Consider the following 19,063-nt stretch of genomic DNA (forward strand, 5'->3'; position numbering starts at 1 on the left):
TAATGCTTTTTTATTCTTAGTAAAATCATAAGAATGAGTATGAGAATGGTCGTGATGTTCTTGTGAGTGATTAGAATTATGGTGTGAATGATTATGGGAGTGGTTATGGTGTGAGTGATTGCAAGAATGATTGTTTGAATGTTGTTTTATTGGTTTATGAATTAAATCTTGATAGGTGCAAGTCATTGTTTTTCCTTTAAATTTAGTTTAAACAAATAAATAACAAATGTAACATTTATTTCTTAATTTAAAATAAACTTAAAAAATATATTTGAATTAAAATTAAAATATTTTATAATTTTAGGAGCTAAAAAGCTCCTATTTTTAGCCGTTGAATTTAGTATTGTAATCAAGATAAACAACATGAGTTGCAAGGTATTCATAAAGTCCGTGCTTACCATCAGCACCACCTATGCCACTCTTTCTAAATCCTGCGTGAAAGCCTTGCATAGCTTCAAAATTCTCACGATTGATATAAGTTTCGCCAAATTTAATCTCACGGCAAGCTCTCATAGCTGTGTTTAGATTTTCTGTATAAATACTACTTGTAAGCCCATATTCACAATCATTTGCCATATCAATTGCTTCATCTAGTGTATCAAAACTAGTAACTGGTAAAATCGGCGCAAAGATTTCTTTTTGCATAATATCACTCTTATGATCTGCATTGCTAAGTAGTGTAGCTGGGTAGAAATATCCACTAGTATCAGTTATCTTGCCACCAACTTCTAATTTTGCACCTTGCTCAAGTGCGCGTTTTAGCATTGCATCAGCATTTTTAACCCCTGCTTCATTTACAAGTGGCCCCATATCAAAATTACCTTTTGCAGTATTTCCGAATGTAATTTTGCTAAACTCATCAGCCATTTTATTAATAAACTCATCATATCTTGATTTATGCACATAAACACGCTCAGCACAATTGCAAACTTGTCCGTTATTACAAATTCTACTTGCTTTAATTGCAGGAATTACTAAATCCATATTTGCATCTTTGCATACGATTGCAGGTGCTTTTCCACCAAGCTCAAGATTTACTTTTATAACATTTTTTGCAGCTGCTTGCATAACTCTAACTCCAGCTTCTACGCTACCTGTTACACTTACCATTCCAATAAGTGGGTTTGAGCTTAGCTCATCTCCAACCTCACTTCCTTTTCCGCTAACAAGTGAGAAAACTCCTTTAGGAACTCCAGCTTCATGAGCTAATTTTGCAAACTCAAATGCGTTGTTTGGAGTTTCGCTACTTGGTTTAATTACTATTGTATTTCCTGTTACAAACGCAGGTGCAAGTTTTCTAACTATTAAGAAAAACGGGAAGTTCCAAGGTAAAATTCCTGTCGTAACACCAATTGCAGTTCTAAATAAAAAGATATTTTCATTTGCTCTATCACTTTGAATGATTTCGCCTTCATAAGTTCTTGCAAATCCTGCCATATAATCTAAATAATCAGCCGCAAAATCAATCTCAACTTCAGCTAAACCTCTAACCTTGCCTTGCTCTTCTTGTAAAATATCAGCTAGTTTTACTCTATCTCTACGAATTAATTGTGCGATTTTTTTAAGGTAATTTGCGCGTTCAATAGCTGGAAGTACTTCCCAGTTTTTACCCGCTCTTTTTGCAGCTTCAAGCGCTCTTTTAGCATCATCTCTTGTGCCTAGTGGATACTCACTAACTTGCTCTTTTGTAGCAGGATTATAAACAGGTGCCATTTCTCTTTTTTCAGTAACAAACTCACCATCAATATACATTTGATAACTCTTCATAACTTCTCCTTTTTTAAACAATTTTGAAATATCTTATCAAGGAATATTAATTATTTTTGTATATTCAAAAAAAATTCTAATTTTTTTACGAGAATGTGAAAAAAAGTAACACTTTAGTATTTTTAAAAAAAAGAATTTGAAATAAGCATTTCAAATTCTATAAAAGTTATTTTCTATAACCCATTGTAAATATTTCATTTGAGCTATCATCTAAAAGATTTAAATACCTTTCATAATGCTTTAAAATATCTACTATTATTTCTTTTTCATTTAAATATTTTATATCATAACCTAGTCTATCATCGCCAAAAAATGTTATAGGTCTATACTCAAATTCCTTTGATAAATTAGGTAAATTCTCATCATCTAATAAGGTTTTATTTACTTCGTGTTTTTCTATTTTTACCCCATAAATAAAATCTTTTGATAAGTCTTTTTTAATCACTAAACTAATTTTATTTTTTTCTTCTTTGATTAATGCTTTTAATCCACGCTCGCTTAATTTATCGCAAATCTTTTGCATAGCAGGTTTTACAAGCTCGTTTAAAAACTCTTGCATATCTTTTATTTGAGATTGTTTTAAGATTAAATCAAGCCTTTGTTCCCAAAAATCTCCACTCCAATAAACACTAGCCTTACTAACTCTTGTATTAAAATATCTACTATCAACTATTAAGCCTTTAAGTAGTGATGCACACATAATTACAAGCATTAAAGCAAACGGAAGTGCAACTATCATAGTAACGCTTAAAATAGTATCAAGACCACCAGAATATGATAAAGATATTGCAATAGCAATTAAACTAATGCCCCATAAAATGCTTTGCCATTTATAAGGTTTTTCTTTACCACCACTTGCTAAAGAATTTAAAACAAATATCCCACTATCAGCAGAAGTGATAAAAAATAAAACTAAAACTACTAGAGCTAAAATAGTGCTAATTTGTGAAAATGGTAAAAGATTTAAAAACTCAAATAATAATTTTTCAGAACTTTGAGAAAAATTACTTAAAATTTCATTATATTTTAAAGCAGAATTTCCAAATACACTAAACCATAAAACATTAAAAGAAGTAGGAACAATCAAAACTCCAAATATAAATTCTCTAATAGTTCTACCACGAGAAATCTTTGCTATAAAAAAGCCAACAAAAGGCGCCCAACTAAGCCACCAAGCCCAATAAAAAATAGTCCAAGAATTAAACCAGCTAATATAATCTTTATTATATGTATAGGTTTTAAAACTAAGCTCAACTATATTTGAAAAATATAACCCTAAATTAGAACTAAAATCAGATAATAGCTCAACCAAATCACCACTAACTAATACAAAAATCATTAGTAAAAATGCTAAAAGCAAATTAATCTCGCTTAATATTTTAAGCCCTTTATTAACTCCACTAATAGCTGAAATAGTAGATAAACTAACAACTATTAATATAATAATAGCTTGTTCGCTAAATGAAATATCACTAAGCCAAGCAATATTAACAAGTCCTGCATTTAAAGAACTTGCAGAATATCCAAGTGTTGTGCTAATTCCAAAAACGGTTACAATTAATGCCAAAATATCAATAACATTGCCCCAAAATCCATAAATTTTATCTTTTAAAAAAGGATAAAAAGCACTTCTTAAAGTTAAAGGCATTTTATAACGAAAACCAAAATAAGCCATAGCTAAAGCACAAACCCCATAAATAGCCCAAGGATGAATTCCCCAGTGAAATAGAGTATGAATTAAAGCTTCTTTATCATCTATATTTAATGATTTTTTATGAATTATAGGCTCAGCCACACCAAAATACATAAGCCCAACACCCATTCCAGTAGCAAACAACATAGAAAGCCACGAAAAAAAACTAAAACTAGGCTCATCATCATCTTTACCTAATTTTATATCTCCAAATTTAGATAAAGCTAATAAGACCATAAATCCTACAAAAAAACTAACACTAAGTATAAAAAACCAAGAAAAATTAGTAAAAACTGAAGTTTTAATATTATTTAAAATACTACTTGTAAATTCTGGTAAAAATATACTTAGTAAAACTAAAATTACAATAAATACTATGCTTGGAACAAACACAGCGGGTAAAAAACTCGTTTTTATCTTCATATTTTCTCCTTGCGTTTTCAGTCTAACAAGGCTTAGTTAATGAGATTTGCAAGATTTAGATGATAATTACATAATTTGTCTATATAAAAGAAAAATTAGCCATTAACCTAAAAAATTTTTTATATCAATTTCTTCAAAAAAATTTATATAGTTTTTAATAAATTTTTTATAAATATATATGTAATAATCATAAAAGATGATAATAAAAAATAAAAATTATAATATGCAAATACACTTAAAAAATCTAAAATTAAAATATTATAAGATTTTAAAAAAGATTGATATATCAGCATATTAAGAATTAAAATAGCTAATATAAATAACTTAATAAGTAAAGATTTTTGACTTGTATTAGTTTTTATATTGGTATTAAGATTTGCAAAAATCATTATAAATAAAAACAACAATAAAAATACAAAATTAAACCCTAAAAATAAAGCTTCACTTTTTAATAAATAATAATTTATAAAAGGATAAGATAAAATCAAAATCAATAAAATATTTTTATATACTTTCTTAACCCTATAAACCAAGCTAATGCCTAGAATATAAAGAAAAATAAATACAAAAGATATATTTGAAATTTGAAAAATATATTCAAATAATATATATAAAAAAACAAAAAATATACCTAGTAAAGCTAGGAATTTAAAATAAAGTTTTTTAGATAAATCTATATGAAAATTCAATAAAAATATATTTAGTAAAATCTCTTTAATTTCTTTCATTTTTCCTACCTTAATCATATTTTTAAATCATATCTAAAACCTATTAATTATTTCTATTTCGCTTTGTTTAAAGTCTAGCGTTTGGGCTTTATTATTTAAATTAAGCTCTATATAAACAACATCACTTAAGCTAGATAAAATCAATACATCTTTTAATACATAATTTCCATCGCTTAATTTACAGATATTTTTCTCTCCTTTTTTAATATCACAATCATTAATATCTAGCTTTTTATAATTTATAAAATAACTCATATATAAACTATTTTTACTAACTACAATATCAGTTCTAAACCCACCAATATTGGCTAATTTAACAACTTTAATATCAAGACTAAAAAAATACCAAATAGAGCAAATTATCCAAATAATTTTTATAATCAAACTAAATCTTTTAAAAAAATATGCAAAAAAACATAAGGTAATAAATATAGTCATCATAATATTTAAGCAATGATTTATCGTTGGAAAAGTTACATTTTCGTTTTGATATATTTGAACTAAACTTAAAAATACTAATTCAATTATGATAATTACTATAATTACAAATAATAAAAATACTCTTTCATACAAAAAATTAAGAATTTTAAAGCCAAATTTATTTGAATTTTTTCTTTTACAAGCTAAAAGCACAACAAATTCAATCATAACATAAGGAATAATCCCTATAAAAATAGAATAAACAAAACACACATATCCAAATGTAAGTAATAAATTAAAATCAAATCTAGGCAAATACCCAACTTCAAATAAATAATATTTTGTATAAGCTATTACAGAAACAAAAGTTATTAAAACTAAAGAAAATCTCATAGTTTTTACAAATATATTGGCAAGTTTTAATAATTTAAAATAATTAAAATAAAGCCTTTTAAATTCTATTTTGTAATTTAACATTAATCTTTTAGTATTCCTAGCAAAACAAATTCTAAATTTTTTAAAAAATTTATCAGACATTTTTACTCCTTTTTTTAAATTTAGCAAAAATATCTTTTACTTTTTAAAAAATTCAATAAATTTTTTAATATTTTTATATAATAAAAAAAATTATAAGGACAAAATATGAACTCAAGCTTATTTTTAATGGGAAGAATAAAAGAACTATCAAATGAATTGATTTTAAAAGAACTTAGCAAAAGAGTAGAATTTGATTTATCCTTTTCTCACGCTGATATTTTAAATATATTATTTGATGAAAAAGAATATTGTATGGTTCAAATAGCACAAAAAATACATAGAAGCAAGGCTACAATTAGCTCTTTAATAGACAAATTAGAACAAAATGGATATATCACAAAAAGCCAAAGCAGTAACGATAGTAGAATGTATTTAATAAAAGCAACTCAAAAAACTTTAGATTTAAAACCAATATTTGAAGAAGTATCAAATATAGTTTTTGAAAAATTACTTAAAAACTTTTCAAAAGCAGAAGAGTTATTTTTAGAAGAATTATTAGAAAAAATGCTAAATAACATAAAAAATTAAAATATATTTAACTTTTTATGCAAAAATAGTTCGTTATCAAACTAAAAAGGAGTTAAAATGAGTAATGGATTTAGTGTAAAAAGTCTAGGAGAATTTAAAAATATTCAAAGAATTGATTTAAAAGAAGCTTTAGGATTTACATCTTGTGAAATAAGTATTAACACAATGGAAGCAAATACTAATGTGCCTTTTGTTCATCATCATAAAGAAAACGAAGAAGTTTATATTATCTTAGATGGTAATGGGGAAATAAAGTTAGATAATGAACTAATTTTAATTAAAACAGGAGATATAATCAGAGTTGCACCTAGTGTAAAAAGACAGATTTTTGCAAAAACTAAACTAAATTATATCTGTATTCAAGCAAAAGAAAATTCTCTAACCCAATACACTTTTAGCGATGGCTTAGTAGAGTAATTTAACTTAGGAGCAATCCTAAGTTAAGCAAAATATATTAATCAAATAAGTATTCAAACATTTAAAAACTCTGTTATGAATACTTTCTTCGCCATCGTTTCTTCCAATCCACATAAAACTCTCCTTAAATATCTTATACTTTAAATTGTTTTAATTAAATAAACAAGAAATACTTAAAAATTGAGTTTAATATGTGTAATTTGGTAATAAAATTAGGAAATAAATTCCTAATTTTGTAAAGATTTATAAATCACATCTAAAACGCTGCCATCACGATATTCTACAACGCCTACTACCTCATCGCCAAATTTAATACTAGCTGGTTTGCCTGTGATTTTTTCTGCCATTTCTTTTAGTTCTTCAATCGTATATAATTTAATACCTGCTTTTGTGAAATTCTCTATTAAATCAGTTCTTTTAGGATTTACTGCAATTCCGTAATCAGTGCAAACCACATCAACATTTGCTCCTGGGGTGCAAATCGTGCTTACATTATCAACTACAATTGGAATTCTAGCACGAATTAATGGTGCTAAAATCATTGCAATTTTTGCACCTTCAGCAGTATCTTGGTGTCCGCCTATTGCTTGATTAATAACACCTGTTGAAGTAGTAATTACATTTACATTGAAATTCGTATCAATCTCAAGTGCTCCTAACATTACAAAATCTAATTGATTTACCGCTGGAGTAACTAGATTTGGATTTGCATAAAAAGATGCTGATATTTCATAATGTTTTGGATTTTTTGCAAGTGAGCTAACAGCATCTAAATCAAAACTTTGAGTATCAAAAAGCGCATCCATCAAACCATTTTCATGCAAATCAACTAAAGCAGCAGTGATACCACCAACACCTAAACTAGCAGTGATATTATGCTTAATCATCTCTTCTTTTAAAAGCTTAGTTACTGCTAAAGAAGCGCCCGCAGCTCCTGTTTGGAAACTAAAGCCATTTTTAAATAAACCTGATGCTAAGATACATTTTAAAGCATTTTCAGCTATTAAAATATCTCTTGGATTATCATTAAAACGAATTGCACCTGATACTATGCCTTTTGGATCGCCAATACTCTCAATCTCACAAACAAAATCCACCATAGTTTGGTCAATACTAGCAGGAAGATTTATCCCATCTACTAAATTATCAGTAATTGCAATAACTTTATTAGCATACATAGCATCAACCTTAGCATAACCTAAACTACCACACGCAGATTTGCCTGTATAACCATTAAGATTACCAAATTTATCACAACTTGGAGCACCAATAAATGCTACATCAATTTTAAGCGAGCCATCTTCAATAGCTCTAGCACGACCACCATGACTTCTAATAATTACAGGAGTTTTTAATCCACCATTACTAATAAAAGAACCCAATGGCTCTCTTAGACCACTTGTTTGAAGACTTGTTACAACACCATTTTTAATATGCTCAATTAAAGGTTTATGGCAAGTTGAAAGAGAGCTTGCTGCTACGCAAAGATTTTTAATACCTAGCTTGCTTATTTCTTCTAAAACTAGATTTAAAATATAATCTCCACTTCTAAAATGGTGATGAAAACTTATTGTCATACCATCTTTTAAGCCTGATTTTATAATAGCGTCTTTTATATTTGAGACTAATTTATCTTCTTTTTTGCCAACTCTAATAGCTGCACCGATTTTACGCTCTTTTGGTTGTTTTAATTCTCCACTATATACAACTACATCTTTATAATTAGCAATTTTATTAGGTATTTTTCTATTAACTGCATTTACTTTATACATAATCATTCTCCTTTATAAAGACCACTAGCTTTAGCTAATTCAAGCACTCTTAAAGCTCTAATAATAATTGGACCATCTACCATTTTGCCATCAACTGCAATTACACCTATGCTATTTTTTTCAGCTTCTTTAGCTGCATTTACTACTTTTAAAGCGTCTATTATTTCTTTTTCTTTTGGAGTATAAATATCATGAACTATTTTGATTTGACTTGGATGAACTACTGATTTACCATCAAAACCTAAGTCTTTTATAAATTGCACTTCTTCAGCAAATGCAACTTTATCTTTTATATTTGAAAAAACGGTGTCAAAACAATATAAATTATTGCTTCTTGCTGCGTGAATTATCTGCTCTCTTGCATAATAAAGCTCCATTGCGTGTTTGCTTCTAGTTGTTTTTAAATTCGTTACATAATCTTCAGCTCCAAGAGCAATCCCCATTAATCTATCACTTGCCTTTGCAATCTCACAAGCATTAATAACCCCAGTAGCACTCTCAATTGCTGCTAGAATTAAAGTTTTTTTAGGACGATTTAGTTTATGCTCAACTTCGCTTATTAACTCATCTACTTCTTTAACTTCGTTTGCATTATCAGTCTTTGGAAGTCTTATAACATCAACTCCAGCACTAACCATAGCTATTACATCATCTCTTCCGTAAGGAGAATTTAAAGCATTTATTCTTACAACAACTTCAGTTGAACCATAATTAATCTTTTTAAGAGTTTCATAAGTTAGCATTCTAGCCGCATCTTTTGCTGAAATACTTACTGCATCTTCTAAGTCAATCATAATAGAATCACTTCCATAAATATGTGCGTCTATTAATTTTGCAGGTGCATTTCCGGGCAAGAACATCATACTTCTTCTAAGTCTATCTTTATTTAGCATAATTCACTCTCCCAATCATAATCTTTTAAACTAGCTCTAAAAATAGCAGTTTTTAATCTCGCACGAATTACTAAATCAAGTGCTCCTTTATCTTCTATTTTTATTGTTACATTTTTAATATCATATTCATCTAATACTTCATTAACGCTGGCTAATATTTGTTCTCCAAATTGTTTATAAACGCTAGAATTTAATTCAATTTTCCTTCCCACATTAGCAGGACTTACACTAATTAAAACATCGCCTGATTCTAATGAACCAGCACTTGCAATAGTTGTAATCATCAAATCTCCTAATTAATTAAATTTTTTAAGTTTTCTTTTATTATTGCAAAGATAACTTAATTTTTAGTTATTAAATTGTTTTTTAAATACTCATAAGTTGAATTAGCACAAAGGGATTTTAACTCCTTATTATTTAAATAATCCTTATCATTTAAAATAATTTTTCTAATCCTACTTGCACTTATTACTTTTTTATTTATTCTAGCTCTACTGATTTCATAGAATTTGATTTTAAATTCTTTTAAAATTTCTTTTGCTTTTTGGTTGTAATCTTTTGTTATTTTATCTTTTGGTTCTGTCCCAAAAAATCTCATATTTATCCCTAAAATAGGTGCTATTTTTGTAGCAAATAATGTAATATCAAGCCTTGAATAAATCTCATTAACATTAGCATTATCCTTTAAAAAATATGTAGGAAAAGTAGCTTTTGAAATAATATAATTTTTGCTTTCGTGAATTATTATATTTTTATAATCTTTTAATTCATTTCTTACAATCTCAAGCCTTGCTTTTGTATTAAACATACTTAAATCTTCGCTTAAAATAAATATATGCAAGATTTCGCAGTGCTTTAAGGCTTTTTGAATTAAATATAAATGCCCTTTACTCATAGGATTTAAATTCATTACAATTGAGCCAATTTTTTTTGCTCTTTTATAATGTTTAGCTAGTTCAAATTTATAATTTTCATAATTTAATTTTGTGTTTTCAAATAACGCAACATCTTTTGTAAGACATAATAAATAAAGCCCTAAACTCTCAAATACTTTTACATTACAAGGCTTTGTAAATATAAAATATTCATTTATATTTAATTCTCTTAATTTATCTGCAATTTGAGTTAGTAAAGTAGCGCTAAAATTATTACCTTGTAAAGATTTATAAATTGCTATACATTTTACAATATTACCGCTTATACAAGCACTTGCTTTAATCTCTTCATTTTCTTCATAAACTAAAGCATATTCTATATCTTCATCGCATCTTAAATCAAATCTTTTTAAAAATAGTTCTAATTTTTCTCTTTCATAAGCTAATAATAAATATCTAAACATTAAAACCTAGCTTCGTGTTCTAATTGATTTTTGCAAATATCTTCTATTGAATACTCTAATTCATATTTTAATAAATTACAAGACTTAATTTTATCGCAATGGTCATTTTTTAAAGCTATTGTTATATCTATTTCTTTTTTGCTTAACTTTTCTACTAATTTGATTAGATTTTCTACACTTATACTTTCTTTGCTAGCTATTGTAGTGCATATATTTTCTTTGGTTGTATAAAGCTCGCTAGCTACTTTTAAATTAATATTAACAATATCATCAATATGTGCGAAATGATAATTCTCATCATAGTTAAAATCACGACCTAATTCAGACTTACCGCAAGCAATTCTTGTGATATTTTTAATAATTGAATAATGTTCAAATTCTCCTAAAAATATCTTAGAATAATACCCTGCAATATTGCAATATCTTAAAATTGCATAAGAAAAATCAGGATTGCTTCTAGCATAATCTTGTATCATATTTTCAGCTAAGATTTTTGTCTTAACATAAGCATCACAGGTATTTTCCAATCCTACATTAGCAAATATACTTGATGGATATATTAAAGTCTTAACTTTAAATTTTTTCATAGCTTTTAATAATTTAAAAAGATTTATGATATTGTTTTCATAAAAAGTTAAATTATCTTTTTTACTAAAATTCTCATTGCTAGTTGCTGCAAAATGAAATATCATATCAATTTTAAATCTTGACATTACATCTTCTAAAGCTTCGCTATTTGAAATATCAACTTCATAAAAATCAACTTCATAATATTTTTTTATATTTTTTATAGCTTTTTTATTTTTACCGCTTAAATTATCAATTCCAATTACCTTATGCCCAGCTTCTAAAAATCCAGATGCAGTGGCTGAGCCAATATATCCTGCAACACCTGTTATTAAAACTACCACTTTACTTCCTTAACTTAATTTTTGTTTTAAAATCTCATAAGCTTCATTAATCTCATGAAATTTCTCTATCCCTGCTCTTAGCTCGCTTTCGCTAAGATTTTTTGTGTTTAACACATCAGGATGATATTTTTTAGCAAGTCTTCTATATGCTGCTTTTACTTCAACTAAACTAGCATTAGGACTTAATTCTAAAACCTCATAAGGGTCTTTTTTAATTTTATTATTATTTTGTTTGTTATTGTTACCAAAATTTATAAATTGTGCAAATTCTTGTGTAACACCAAAAATCTCTGCAATTTCTTTTAACGCAAAAATCTTTTTTTCACTAAAACCATCAATACTCGCACAATAAAGCAAACTTTGCATAATATTAAGCTTTTCATTTTTGCTTAAAATAAAATTATTTTTAAGCTCTTGTGCCACTATCCTATAATTTTCTGGATTTTCTTTAGCTTCTTTAAAAACCTTTTTTAATCTCTCACGCTCAACTAAATTATAAGAATTATTATCTAGTATTAATTTTATAAATTCGGCTTCTTTAGGCGAAATTACTCCATCAAGTTTAGCTATTTTTGCAATAAGTGCGACTAGGTATTCAGCATATCCGCCTTTCATTTTAGTAAATTGATTATTTAAAATATTTCCTTTAAAAAATAAAGGTAATAAAATTGCTCCAATAAGCCCTAAAATCGCTGTTAAAATAGTCCCTAATATTATCGCAAAAAATGATATTATGGTTCTAATAATACCCTTACCTGTAATAAATCCTATAATTGCTAAAATTATTATTAATAATAAAAATATATTCAATTTTCTTCCTTTATAACACTTAAAATCTTTTGAAAATTATCCTTTTTTATCCCACGATAGACTAAAAACCAATCTAATATAACCCAAATAATAAATATAAACCATATTAAAATAAAAGAAAAAGCAACTATATTTAAATATATTTTTGATTGCAAAATAAATGGAGGTGGCGGTGCATCAGGTCCTGAATAAAAAAGCATTGCAAGTGGAATATGTAAAACAAATAATAAACAAAAATGAGAAATAAAAAACAAAATAAACTTAATAAATCCTAAAAATCCATCTCCTTTATAAAATCTATCAGCTCCTAAAATACCAAAAAATATCCCTAATATTAGTCCTATTTTTGGTTCTTTTAGTTTTATTTCACTAAGCTTATTTATATCAATTTGCTTATCTTCTAAGCTAAGCAAATTGATATCTTTAATTTTGTTATTTAAAAATAGTTTTTGGGCTGTATCCACGATAATCCTTTATGTTTATCACAATAATCAATCTTCGCTGCTATCCTTAAGTGCAATTAATACACCTTCTATCATTTTTTTAATATCCCCATCAAGTATCGCATCAACTTGGCTAAATGCCTCATTACTTCTAGCGTCTTTTACTTGCTGATAAGGAGCTAAAACATACGAGCGAATTTGATGCCCAAAACTATTTTCGCCAACTCCTCCCGTATCTTTTCCATCGTTTAATTTCTCCATTTCAAGTTCATATAATCTTGAACGAAGCATTTTATAAGCTGTAGCTTTGTTTTTATGCTGACTTCTATCGTTTTGGCATTGCACTACAATTCCTGTTGGAATATGAGTAATTCTTACCGCACTTTCTGTCTTATTTACATGCTGACCACCTGCACCACTTGCTCTATAATAATCAATTCTTATATCTTTTTCTTCAATTTCAATTTCTATATCATCATCAATTTCAGGTGCAACAATTACACTACAAAAACTCGTATGGCGTCTAGCATTGCTATCAAATGGGCTAATTCTTACAAGTCTATGAACTCCGTGTTCAGCCTTAAAATACCCATAAGCATTAAGCCCACGAGCAACAAAGCTAACATCTTTTATCCCTGCTTCATCACCTTCTTGATAATCTAGTGTTTCAACTTTAAAGCCCTCTCTTTCACAAAATCTCAAATACATTCTATAAACAATACTCGCCCAATCATTACTCTCCGTTCCACCTGCTCCTGGGTGAATATTAATAATTGCGTTTTTAGTATCATTTTCCCCACTTAAAAGCATTGATATTTCAAGACTTTTAATAGTTTCTTCTAAATTAGGACTATCTATAAATAAAGCTTCTAAAGTCTCATAATCATTTTCTTTCACCGCAAGTTCAAACAACTCACTAGTGCCTACTAATTCACTATTTGCAATTTCATATTTTGATACTAATTGATTTAATTTAGTTTTTTCTTTACCAAGCTCGGCTGCTCTTTTTGCATCAGCCCATAATGCTGGGTCTTCTTGCTCTTTTTCTATTTCTTTTATTCTTTCTTTTGCCTCGTTTGGTTTGATTATTTTTTCTATATTGTCAAGTTTTATTTGTAATTCTTTTAATAATTCACTAAATTCATAATTATCCAAATTTTGCTCCGTAGTTGTATTTTAAAGGCAAATCTTAGCTAAAATTTATTAAGATAATAGCTTTTTTAAAAGGAATTTAAATGAAATTATTTTTACAAAGTTTAGGCTGTAATAAAAACTTAGTTGATAGTGAAATTATGCTAGGTCGCTTAAAAGAATACGAAATTACTAATGAAGCAAGTGAAGCTGATGTATTGATAGTAAATACTTGTGGTTTTATAAAAAGTGCAAAAATTGAAAGTATTAATGCTATTTTAGAACTACACGAAATTAGAAAAAAAGGCTCAATTTTAGTAGTAACTGGCTGCTTAATGCAAAGATATAAAGATGAATTGGTTAAAGAATTACCCGAAGTTGATTTATTTGCAGGAGTTAGCGAGTATGCAAAAATTGATGAATTAATAGCAAGTCGTGAAAGTAGATTTAGAGATTTTGTATATTTACAAGACGCAAATACTCAAAGAGTAATAACAGGCTCAAATACTCACGCTTATATAAAAATCGCTGAAGGTTGCAATCAAACCTGTAGCTTTTGTGCTATTCCTACATTTAAAGGCAAGTTAAAATCTCGCCCAATAGATGATGTAGTAGCTGAAGTTAAAGGCTTAGTTGCTAGGGGATTTTATGATTTTTCATTCATTGCTCAAGATACAAGCTCTTATTTAAAAGACTTAAAAATTAGCGATGGCTTAGAGAATTTAATTTCAGAAATTGAAAAAATTGAAGGAATAAAGGCTGCTAGAATTTTATACCTATATCCAAGCTCAATTAAGCCTAGTTTAATTACTAAAATAATTAATTCAAAAGTATTTGTGAATTATTTTGATATGCCACTTCAACACTCAAGCGATAAATTATTAAAAATTATGAAGCGTGGCTATGATAAGGCTAAGGCTATTAGCTTTTTAGAGCAAATGAGAGCAGCTCCTAATAGCTTTTTAAGAACTGGTTTTATAGTAGGACACCCAGGAGAAAGTGAAGAAGATTTTGAAGATTTATGCGAGTTTATTAAAGAATTTGATTTTGATAGAATTAGTGTGTTTGCATATTCAAAAGAAGAAGATACCGCCGCTTACTCAATGCAACAAATCAATGCAAATACTATTAAAAGTAGGCTAAAAAAGATTGAAAAAATCGTAGATGCTAAAATCAATGCAAGTTTTGAAAAAATGCTAAATCAAGAAATAATCGCAAGTTGTTTAGGAGAATCTAGCGAAGGCGAGTTTTTTATAGGTGCTAAGCCGCTTTTATTTGATAGAGATATAGATGGAGAAATCTTAATAAATGAAAGTGAGATAGGAGAGCTAAAAGTGGGTGATTTAATAGTTTGTAAAATCACTCAAGTGCATGAAAAAACCCTAATAGCAACTGCAATTAGACGCTATGAGAATTGAATATTTAGAAGAGCTAAAAGGTAAAAAAAACCTTTTAGCATTTTCACACGGGACTGATAGCACGGCACTTTTTTATGCACTTTTAGAGCTTTGTGAGTTTGATTTATGCCTTGTAAATTATCAGACTAGAATTAATTCAAATAACGAAGAGCAAAGCGCTATAAAATTAGCAAAAGCTCATAATAAAAAAATCTTTACTAAAAAAGTAAATCTTGATAATAATAATTTTGAAAGTAATGCTAGAAAATATAGATATGACTTTTTTGATGAATTAATGCAAGATTATGATAATTTAATAGTAGCTCATAATTTAAATGACAGGTTTGAGTGGTTTTTAATGCAAATTACAAAAGGTGCGGGTTTATGCAATCTATTGGGTTTTAACGGGATTGATACAAGGAAAAATTATAAAATAATTCGCCCATTAATTAATACTAGCAAAGATGAAATTATGCTGTATTTAAATGAGAATAGTTATGAATATTTTCAAGATGAAAGTAATTTTAATACCAAATATAAAAGAAACGAAATTAGATTAAATTATGCAAATGATTTTGTAAAACACTACGCAAATGGCATAAGAAATACTTTAAAATATTTAGAATTTGATAAGAGTAAAATATGTAAAGATAGCTTGGTTTATAAAGGAATTTATTTTTGTAAAGATGAAAATTCTTTAGATAAAGCTATTAAAAAACTAGGTTTTGTAAGCTCATCAAAGCAAAAATTAGAGCTAAAAAACCAGCTAAATAAAAACAACGAAGCCGAGCTTTATTTTAGGACTGATTGTGTTTGTGTTTGCTTTTATAAAGGATTTTTTATGGTTTTTTTAAAGGCTATTACAAAGCTTAGTAAGGAGCAAAAAGACGCTTATAGACTAGCAAAAGTGCCAAAAAATCTTAGATTTTTCCTAGCGTTAAATAATATAAAGCTAAATGAATTAATAAATCTTACAAAAAACCTAAAATCAACTCATAATAATTATTGATATTTGATTTTAGGAATTTCTTTTTATGTAAAGATTAAATATTTAAGATAATGATTTAATACTTAATTTGCTTATTTTATAGTAATTTTTACTAAAACCAATAACTACAATTTTAATCATTTTTAAAATATAAATAAAAATATTTAATTTACTTCAAGCGAATTTGTTGTTTTATAGTAACTCTTCTTTATTTTTAAATTATATTTTTTTCATAAAATCTCCTTTAATTTTGCTAAAGCTATATCAAATGTATTAGCTCTTTTTCTATCATAACAAACACTATTTTTATATTTAGGGCATTTAGATGGTGGTAAATCATTTGCATTTAGGCAATCGCTTTTATGAATTATCACCACTGAATACCCACAATCTTTACAAATAAACTTACTTGGCTTTGGTGTTATTGGCATTTATACTCCTTCATCCTTCAAACCCATTCTTTAATTCTTCATATCTTTTTTGCTTTTCATCCATATAATCAGTATAAAATTTAGGCTCTTGTTCTAAATTATCACAAAACAAAAACATATCATCTAAATTAAAAGCACTTGAAGTATCAAAATCTAACATTTGATTAAAACTTTTACATTCTAAAAACATAAAATCCATATTTTTTACATTTTTTGTATCAAACTCTAGCATTTGATTAAATCTATAGCATCCTTTAAACATATAGCTCATATCTTTAACCTTTAAAGTATTAAAATTTAAAGCCTGATTAAAATTTTTACAACTATCAAACATATTCCCCATATCTTCTACATTACAAGTATTAAAATCAATTGTTTTATTAAAACGCTCGCAAAAAGCAAACATATAGCTCATATTAACAACACTTGAAGTATCAAAACTCAAAGCTTCATTAAAATATTTGCAATTAAAAAACATAGCACTCATATTAGTAACATTACTAGTATTCCATTCATTTATCCCGCTAAAGTCTTTTCTAATGTTATTTTCAAACAATTCACTCATATCAGTGATTAAGCTAGTATCAATATCTCCTAAATTGACACTCTCATCTCTTACTAACTCTTGCAATTCTTCTTTATTTTTTGGCTTATATTTTTTCATAAAATCTCCTTTAGTTTTTAATCTTAAGTCTTATATTTGTAGGCTTAAGTCTTTTGCAAGCGTAAAAGATACCATTACCAACAAGCACATTTGAAATATCAAACTCGATTAATTTATTTAAGCGTTCGCAACCTAAAAACATATCATTCATATTAGTAACATTGCTAGTGTCCCAATTAAGCTTTTTATTAAAATATTTACAACCTAAAAACATATCATTCATATTAGTAACATTGCTAGTGTCCCAATTTTCTATACCATCAAAATTAATTCTTTCACTACCTTCAAATAGACCACTCATATCAGTTATTAAGCTAGTATCAATATTAGCTAACGATACTCTGTCGTCTTTAATTAGTTCTCTTAATTCATCTTTAGTTTTTGGTTTAAAGCGCTTTTTAGATATAGCTTCGTTTAGTAGTATTTGTTGTCTATCTAGTATTTCATAATAAAAAATATTATTCCTTGCAATATTTTTTTGCTGTTCTAAAGCATTGATTAAAAGATCTACATCAAAATCAAAATCTTTATCTTCAAAATCTTTCCAAGTTTCTTCAAGTCTAGTAATGCTTTCTTTTGTAGCATTTAATAAATATTCAAGCTCTAATCTTTGTAATGTTTGTATTTTAAGCTCAGTATCAAGCCTAGAAATATAATTAGAAATTTTTATTAATTGATTTTTATCTTCTAAAACTAATAGCTTATAAATACTTTCATTTAGCCAAGTATCATCATCTAGAATACGATTTATAAGGCTTAAATCTGTTATTATGTGATCATAATTTATATTTTTGATTTCTTTAAAGCGATTTTGTAATTTATATTTTATGCTTTCTTTAAGCTCGTTTTCTTTGTTTTCTAGATTTTGTTCAATGATTTTTATATATTGCTCACAATCGTTACATTTAATAATAATTTCATCATTTAAACTGCCATCGTTATTAAATAAAGAAAAATCACAAATATTAAAATATTCTAAAAATACTTTGATTAATTCATCTTTAGAGCCTTGGTTATCATAATATTTATCTAATTCTTTTCTTAATTCATATAATTTAATTCTGCTTTGATTATTTTTATCTTCTAAATACTCATAAATAGCAAGGCAAACGCAAAAAATATCATTATAATCTTTTGTATTAAAGTCGGTTTTAAACCACAGATTATGATATTTAGCTGCTAAAGTGTCTTGTTTAAGCACTTCTTTTATATCTTTACTTTGATTAATACTAAAATAAAAATATCCAGCCGAATTATCTAAATCATTTTTAATCTTTTGAAGTGTTTCATTGTCTTTAAAATTTTCTAGCATTTCATTTATTAAATGATTTAATAAATAACTCTTCATTCTTAAATAATCTCTACCTTTTTCAGCTTTTTTATAGATTTTTTTAATTATTTCATCATTATCTTTCATAGTATCTCCTTTAAAAATTTGCTATATCATAGCAAAAGCATAGTCTCAAATATGTCCATATAAAAGAATTTGAAAGTCATATTTCAAATTCTTTTTGTTTTTTATTTTTTCTTAGAGCTAGTAAAGAGAATTATAACTTCTTTACCTATGGCAAAAGCAGTAGTAATACCAGCCATAATCTTCTCTTTGTTTTCAACAACAAAATTAACTGCTTTTTCAATACCATCGCATAAGTTATCCCATAAGCTTTTTTCTATCTTTTCATCAGCTAAAGCTTTGTAATCTTTTGTGGTGCTTGTTGATTGATTGTTTGATGAATTAAAATTATTTGTATTAGGCTTTACTTTTTCATTA

General features: G+C 27.1%; 21 protein-coding genes. 4 read left to right on the forward strand and 17 right to left on the reverse strand.

Annotated features, from left to right (window positions below; genetic code table 11):
• The 5 genes from AVBRAN12637_RS08910 to AVBRAN12637_RS08930 form a co-directional block, all read right to left on the reverse strand.
• The coding region (locus tag AVBRAN12637_RS08910) for a hypothetical protein (protein ID WP_336615750.1) at nucleotides 1–186 on the reverse strand (186 nt) is incomplete at its 3' end.
• Between the two features lie 138 nt (nucleotides 187–324).
• A complete protein-coding gene (gene aldA, locus AVBRAN12637_RS08915) occupies nucleotides 325–1,767 on the reverse strand; it encodes an aldehyde dehydrogenase (RefSeq protein ID WP_336615751.1) in 1,443 nt (480 codons plus the stop codon).
• A gap of 166 nt (nucleotides 1,768–1,933) precedes the next feature.
• On the reverse strand, nucleotides 1,934–3,883 hold the full coding sequence (locus AVBRAN12637_RS08920) for a BCCT family transporter (protein WP_214118060.1): 1,950 nt from the start codon (nucleotides 3,881–3,883) through the stop codon (nucleotides 1,934–1,936).
• 143 nt (nucleotides 3,884–4,026) lie between these two features.
• A complete protein-coding gene (locus tag AVBRAN12637_RS08925; protein WP_336615752.1) occupies nucleotides 4,027–4,611 on the reverse strand; it encodes a hypothetical protein in 585 nt (194 codons plus the stop codon).
• Nucleotides 4,612–4,644: 33 nt separating this feature from the next.
• Nucleotides 4,645–5,568 carry a hypothetical protein gene (locus AVBRAN12637_RS08930; RefSeq protein WP_336615753.1) on the reverse strand — a complete coding sequence of 308 codons (924 nt, stop codon included), beginning with the start codon at nucleotides 5,566–5,568 and terminating at the stop codon, nucleotides 4,645–4,647.
• Nucleotides 5,569–5,673: 105 nt separating this feature from the next.
• Between AVBRAN12637_RS08930 and AVBRAN12637_RS08935 the strand changes: the two genes are divergently transcribed.
• Both AVBRAN12637_RS08935 and AVBRAN12637_RS08940 read left to right on the forward strand, forming a co-directional pair.
• Nucleotides 5,674–6,096 (forward strand): MarR family transcriptional regulator, encoded by a 423-nt coding sequence (locus tag AVBRAN12637_RS08935; protein WP_214118064.1) that lies wholly within the window; start codon nucleotides 5,674–5,676, stop codon nucleotides 6,094–6,096.
• Between the two features lie 57 nt (nucleotides 6,097–6,153).
• Complete coding sequence (locus AVBRAN12637_RS08940) at nucleotides 6,154–6,513, forward strand: cupin domain-containing protein (protein ID WP_336615754.1); 360 nt, start codon at nucleotides 6,154–6,156, stop codon at nucleotides 6,511–6,513.
• 227 nt (nucleotides 6,514–6,740) lie between these two features.
• Here the strand turns inward: AVBRAN12637_RS08940 and citF are convergent, their stop codons facing one another.
• Genes citF through prfB form a run of 8 tightly spaced genes read right to left on the reverse strand, consistent with a single transcriptional unit; the run spans nucleotide 6,741 to nucleotide 13,836 of the window.
• Nucleotides 6,741–8,285: a citrate lyase subunit alpha gene (gene citF / locus AVBRAN12637_RS08945; RefSeq protein WP_336615755.1), complete on the reverse strand. Its 1,545-nt coding sequence runs from the start codon at nucleotides 8,283–8,285 to the stop codon at nucleotides 6,741–6,743.
• A 2-nt stretch (nucleotides 8,286–8,287) separates the two neighbouring features.
• Nucleotides 8,288–9,178, reverse strand: a complete 891-nt coding sequence (locus tag AVBRAN12637_RS08950) for an aldolase/citrate lyase family protein (protein ID WP_214118078.1) — start codon at nucleotides 9,176–9,178, stop codon at nucleotides 8,288–8,290.
• Nucleotides 9,172–9,462, reverse strand: coding sequence for a citrate lyase acyl carrier protein (gene citD, locus AVBRAN12637_RS08955; RefSeq protein ID WP_239802947.1), 291 nt, complete (start codon nucleotides 9,460–9,462; stop codon nucleotides 9,172–9,174). The genes AVBRAN12637_RS08950 and citD overlap by 7 nt, the downstream gene beginning before the upstream one ends.
• 56 nt (nucleotides 9,463–9,518) lie before the next feature.
• On the reverse strand, nucleotides 9,519–10,517 hold the full coding sequence (citC, locus tag AVBRAN12637_RS08960; protein WP_336615756.1) for a [citrate (pro-3S)-lyase] ligase: 999 nt from the start codon (nucleotides 10,515–10,517) through the stop codon (nucleotides 9,519–9,521).
• Nucleotides 10,517–11,428, reverse strand: coding sequence for an SDR family NAD(P)-dependent oxidoreductase (locus tag AVBRAN12637_RS08965; RefSeq protein ID WP_336615757.1), 912 nt, complete (start codon nucleotides 11,426–11,428; stop codon nucleotides 10,517–10,519). The genes citC and AVBRAN12637_RS08965 overlap by 1 nt, the downstream gene beginning before the upstream one ends.
• Nucleotides 11,429–11,437: 9 nt before the next feature.
• On the reverse strand, nucleotides 11,438–12,238 hold the full coding sequence (locus AVBRAN12637_RS08970; protein ID WP_275591982.1) for a DnaJ domain-containing protein: 801 nt from the start codon (nucleotides 12,236–12,238) through the stop codon (nucleotides 11,438–11,440).
• Nucleotides 12,235–12,702, reverse strand: coding sequence for a TM2 domain-containing protein (locus AVBRAN12637_RS08975; RefSeq protein WP_239802949.1), 468 nt, complete (start codon nucleotides 12,700–12,702; stop codon nucleotides 12,235–12,237). Before AVBRAN12637_RS08975 ends, AVBRAN12637_RS08970 begins: the two co-directional genes overlap by 4 nt.
• Before the next feature lie 27 nt (nucleotides 12,703–12,729).
• Complete coding sequence (gene prfB / locus AVBRAN12637_RS08980; protein WP_336615758.1) at nucleotides 12,730–13,836, reverse strand: peptide chain release factor 2; 1,107 nt, start codon at nucleotides 13,834–13,836, stop codon at nucleotides 12,730–12,732.
• An 80-nt stretch (nucleotides 13,837–13,916) separates the two neighbouring features.
• On the opposite strand from prfB, the gene rimO reads away from it, so the two are divergent.
• Complete coding sequence (gene rimO, locus AVBRAN12637_RS08985) at nucleotides 13,917–15,230, forward strand: 30S ribosomal protein S12 methylthiotransferase RimO (RefSeq protein ID WP_214118089.1); 1,314 nt, start codon at nucleotides 13,917–13,919, stop codon at nucleotides 15,228–15,230.
• A complete protein-coding gene (gene tilS, locus AVBRAN12637_RS08990; RefSeq protein WP_214118091.1) occupies nucleotides 15,220–16,218 on the forward strand; it encodes a tRNA lysidine(34) synthetase TilS in 999 nt (332 codons plus the stop codon). The genes rimO and tilS overlap by 11 nt, the downstream gene beginning before the upstream one ends.
• 209 nt (nucleotides 16,219–16,427) lie before the next feature.
• On the opposite strand, the gene AVBRAN12637_RS08995 is transcribed toward tilS, so the two are convergent.
• From AVBRAN12637_RS08995 to AVBRAN12637_RS09010, 4 genes are all read right to left on the reverse strand, one after another.
• Entirely contained in the window at nucleotides 16,428–16,628 is a 201-nt protein-coding gene (locus tag AVBRAN12637_RS08995; protein ID WP_336615759.1) for a hypothetical protein, read from the reverse strand.
• A 10-nt stretch (nucleotides 16,629–16,638) separates the two neighbouring features.
• Nucleotides 16,639–17,292, reverse strand: a complete 654-nt coding sequence (locus AVBRAN12637_RS09000; protein ID WP_336608881.1) for a BspA family leucine-rich repeat surface protein — start codon at nucleotides 17,290–17,292, stop codon at nucleotides 16,639–16,641.
• A 10-nt stretch (nucleotides 17,293–17,302) separates the two neighbouring features.
• Nucleotides 17,303–18,709: a BspA family leucine-rich repeat surface protein gene (locus AVBRAN12637_RS09005; RefSeq protein ID WP_336615760.1), complete on the reverse strand. Its 1,407-nt coding sequence runs from the start codon at nucleotides 18,707–18,709 to the stop codon at nucleotides 17,303–17,305.
• A 101-nt stretch (nucleotides 18,710–18,810) separates the two neighbouring features.
• A partial coding sequence (locus tag AVBRAN12637_RS09010) for a hypothetical protein (protein ID WP_336615761.1) occupies nucleotides 18,811–19,063 on the reverse strand: 253 nt, incomplete at its 5' end.

Source organism: Campylobacter sp. RM12637 (genome assembly GCF_020137645.1).
Lineage (GTDB): Bacteria > Campylobacterota > Campylobacteria > Campylobacterales > Campylobacteraceae > Campylobacter_E.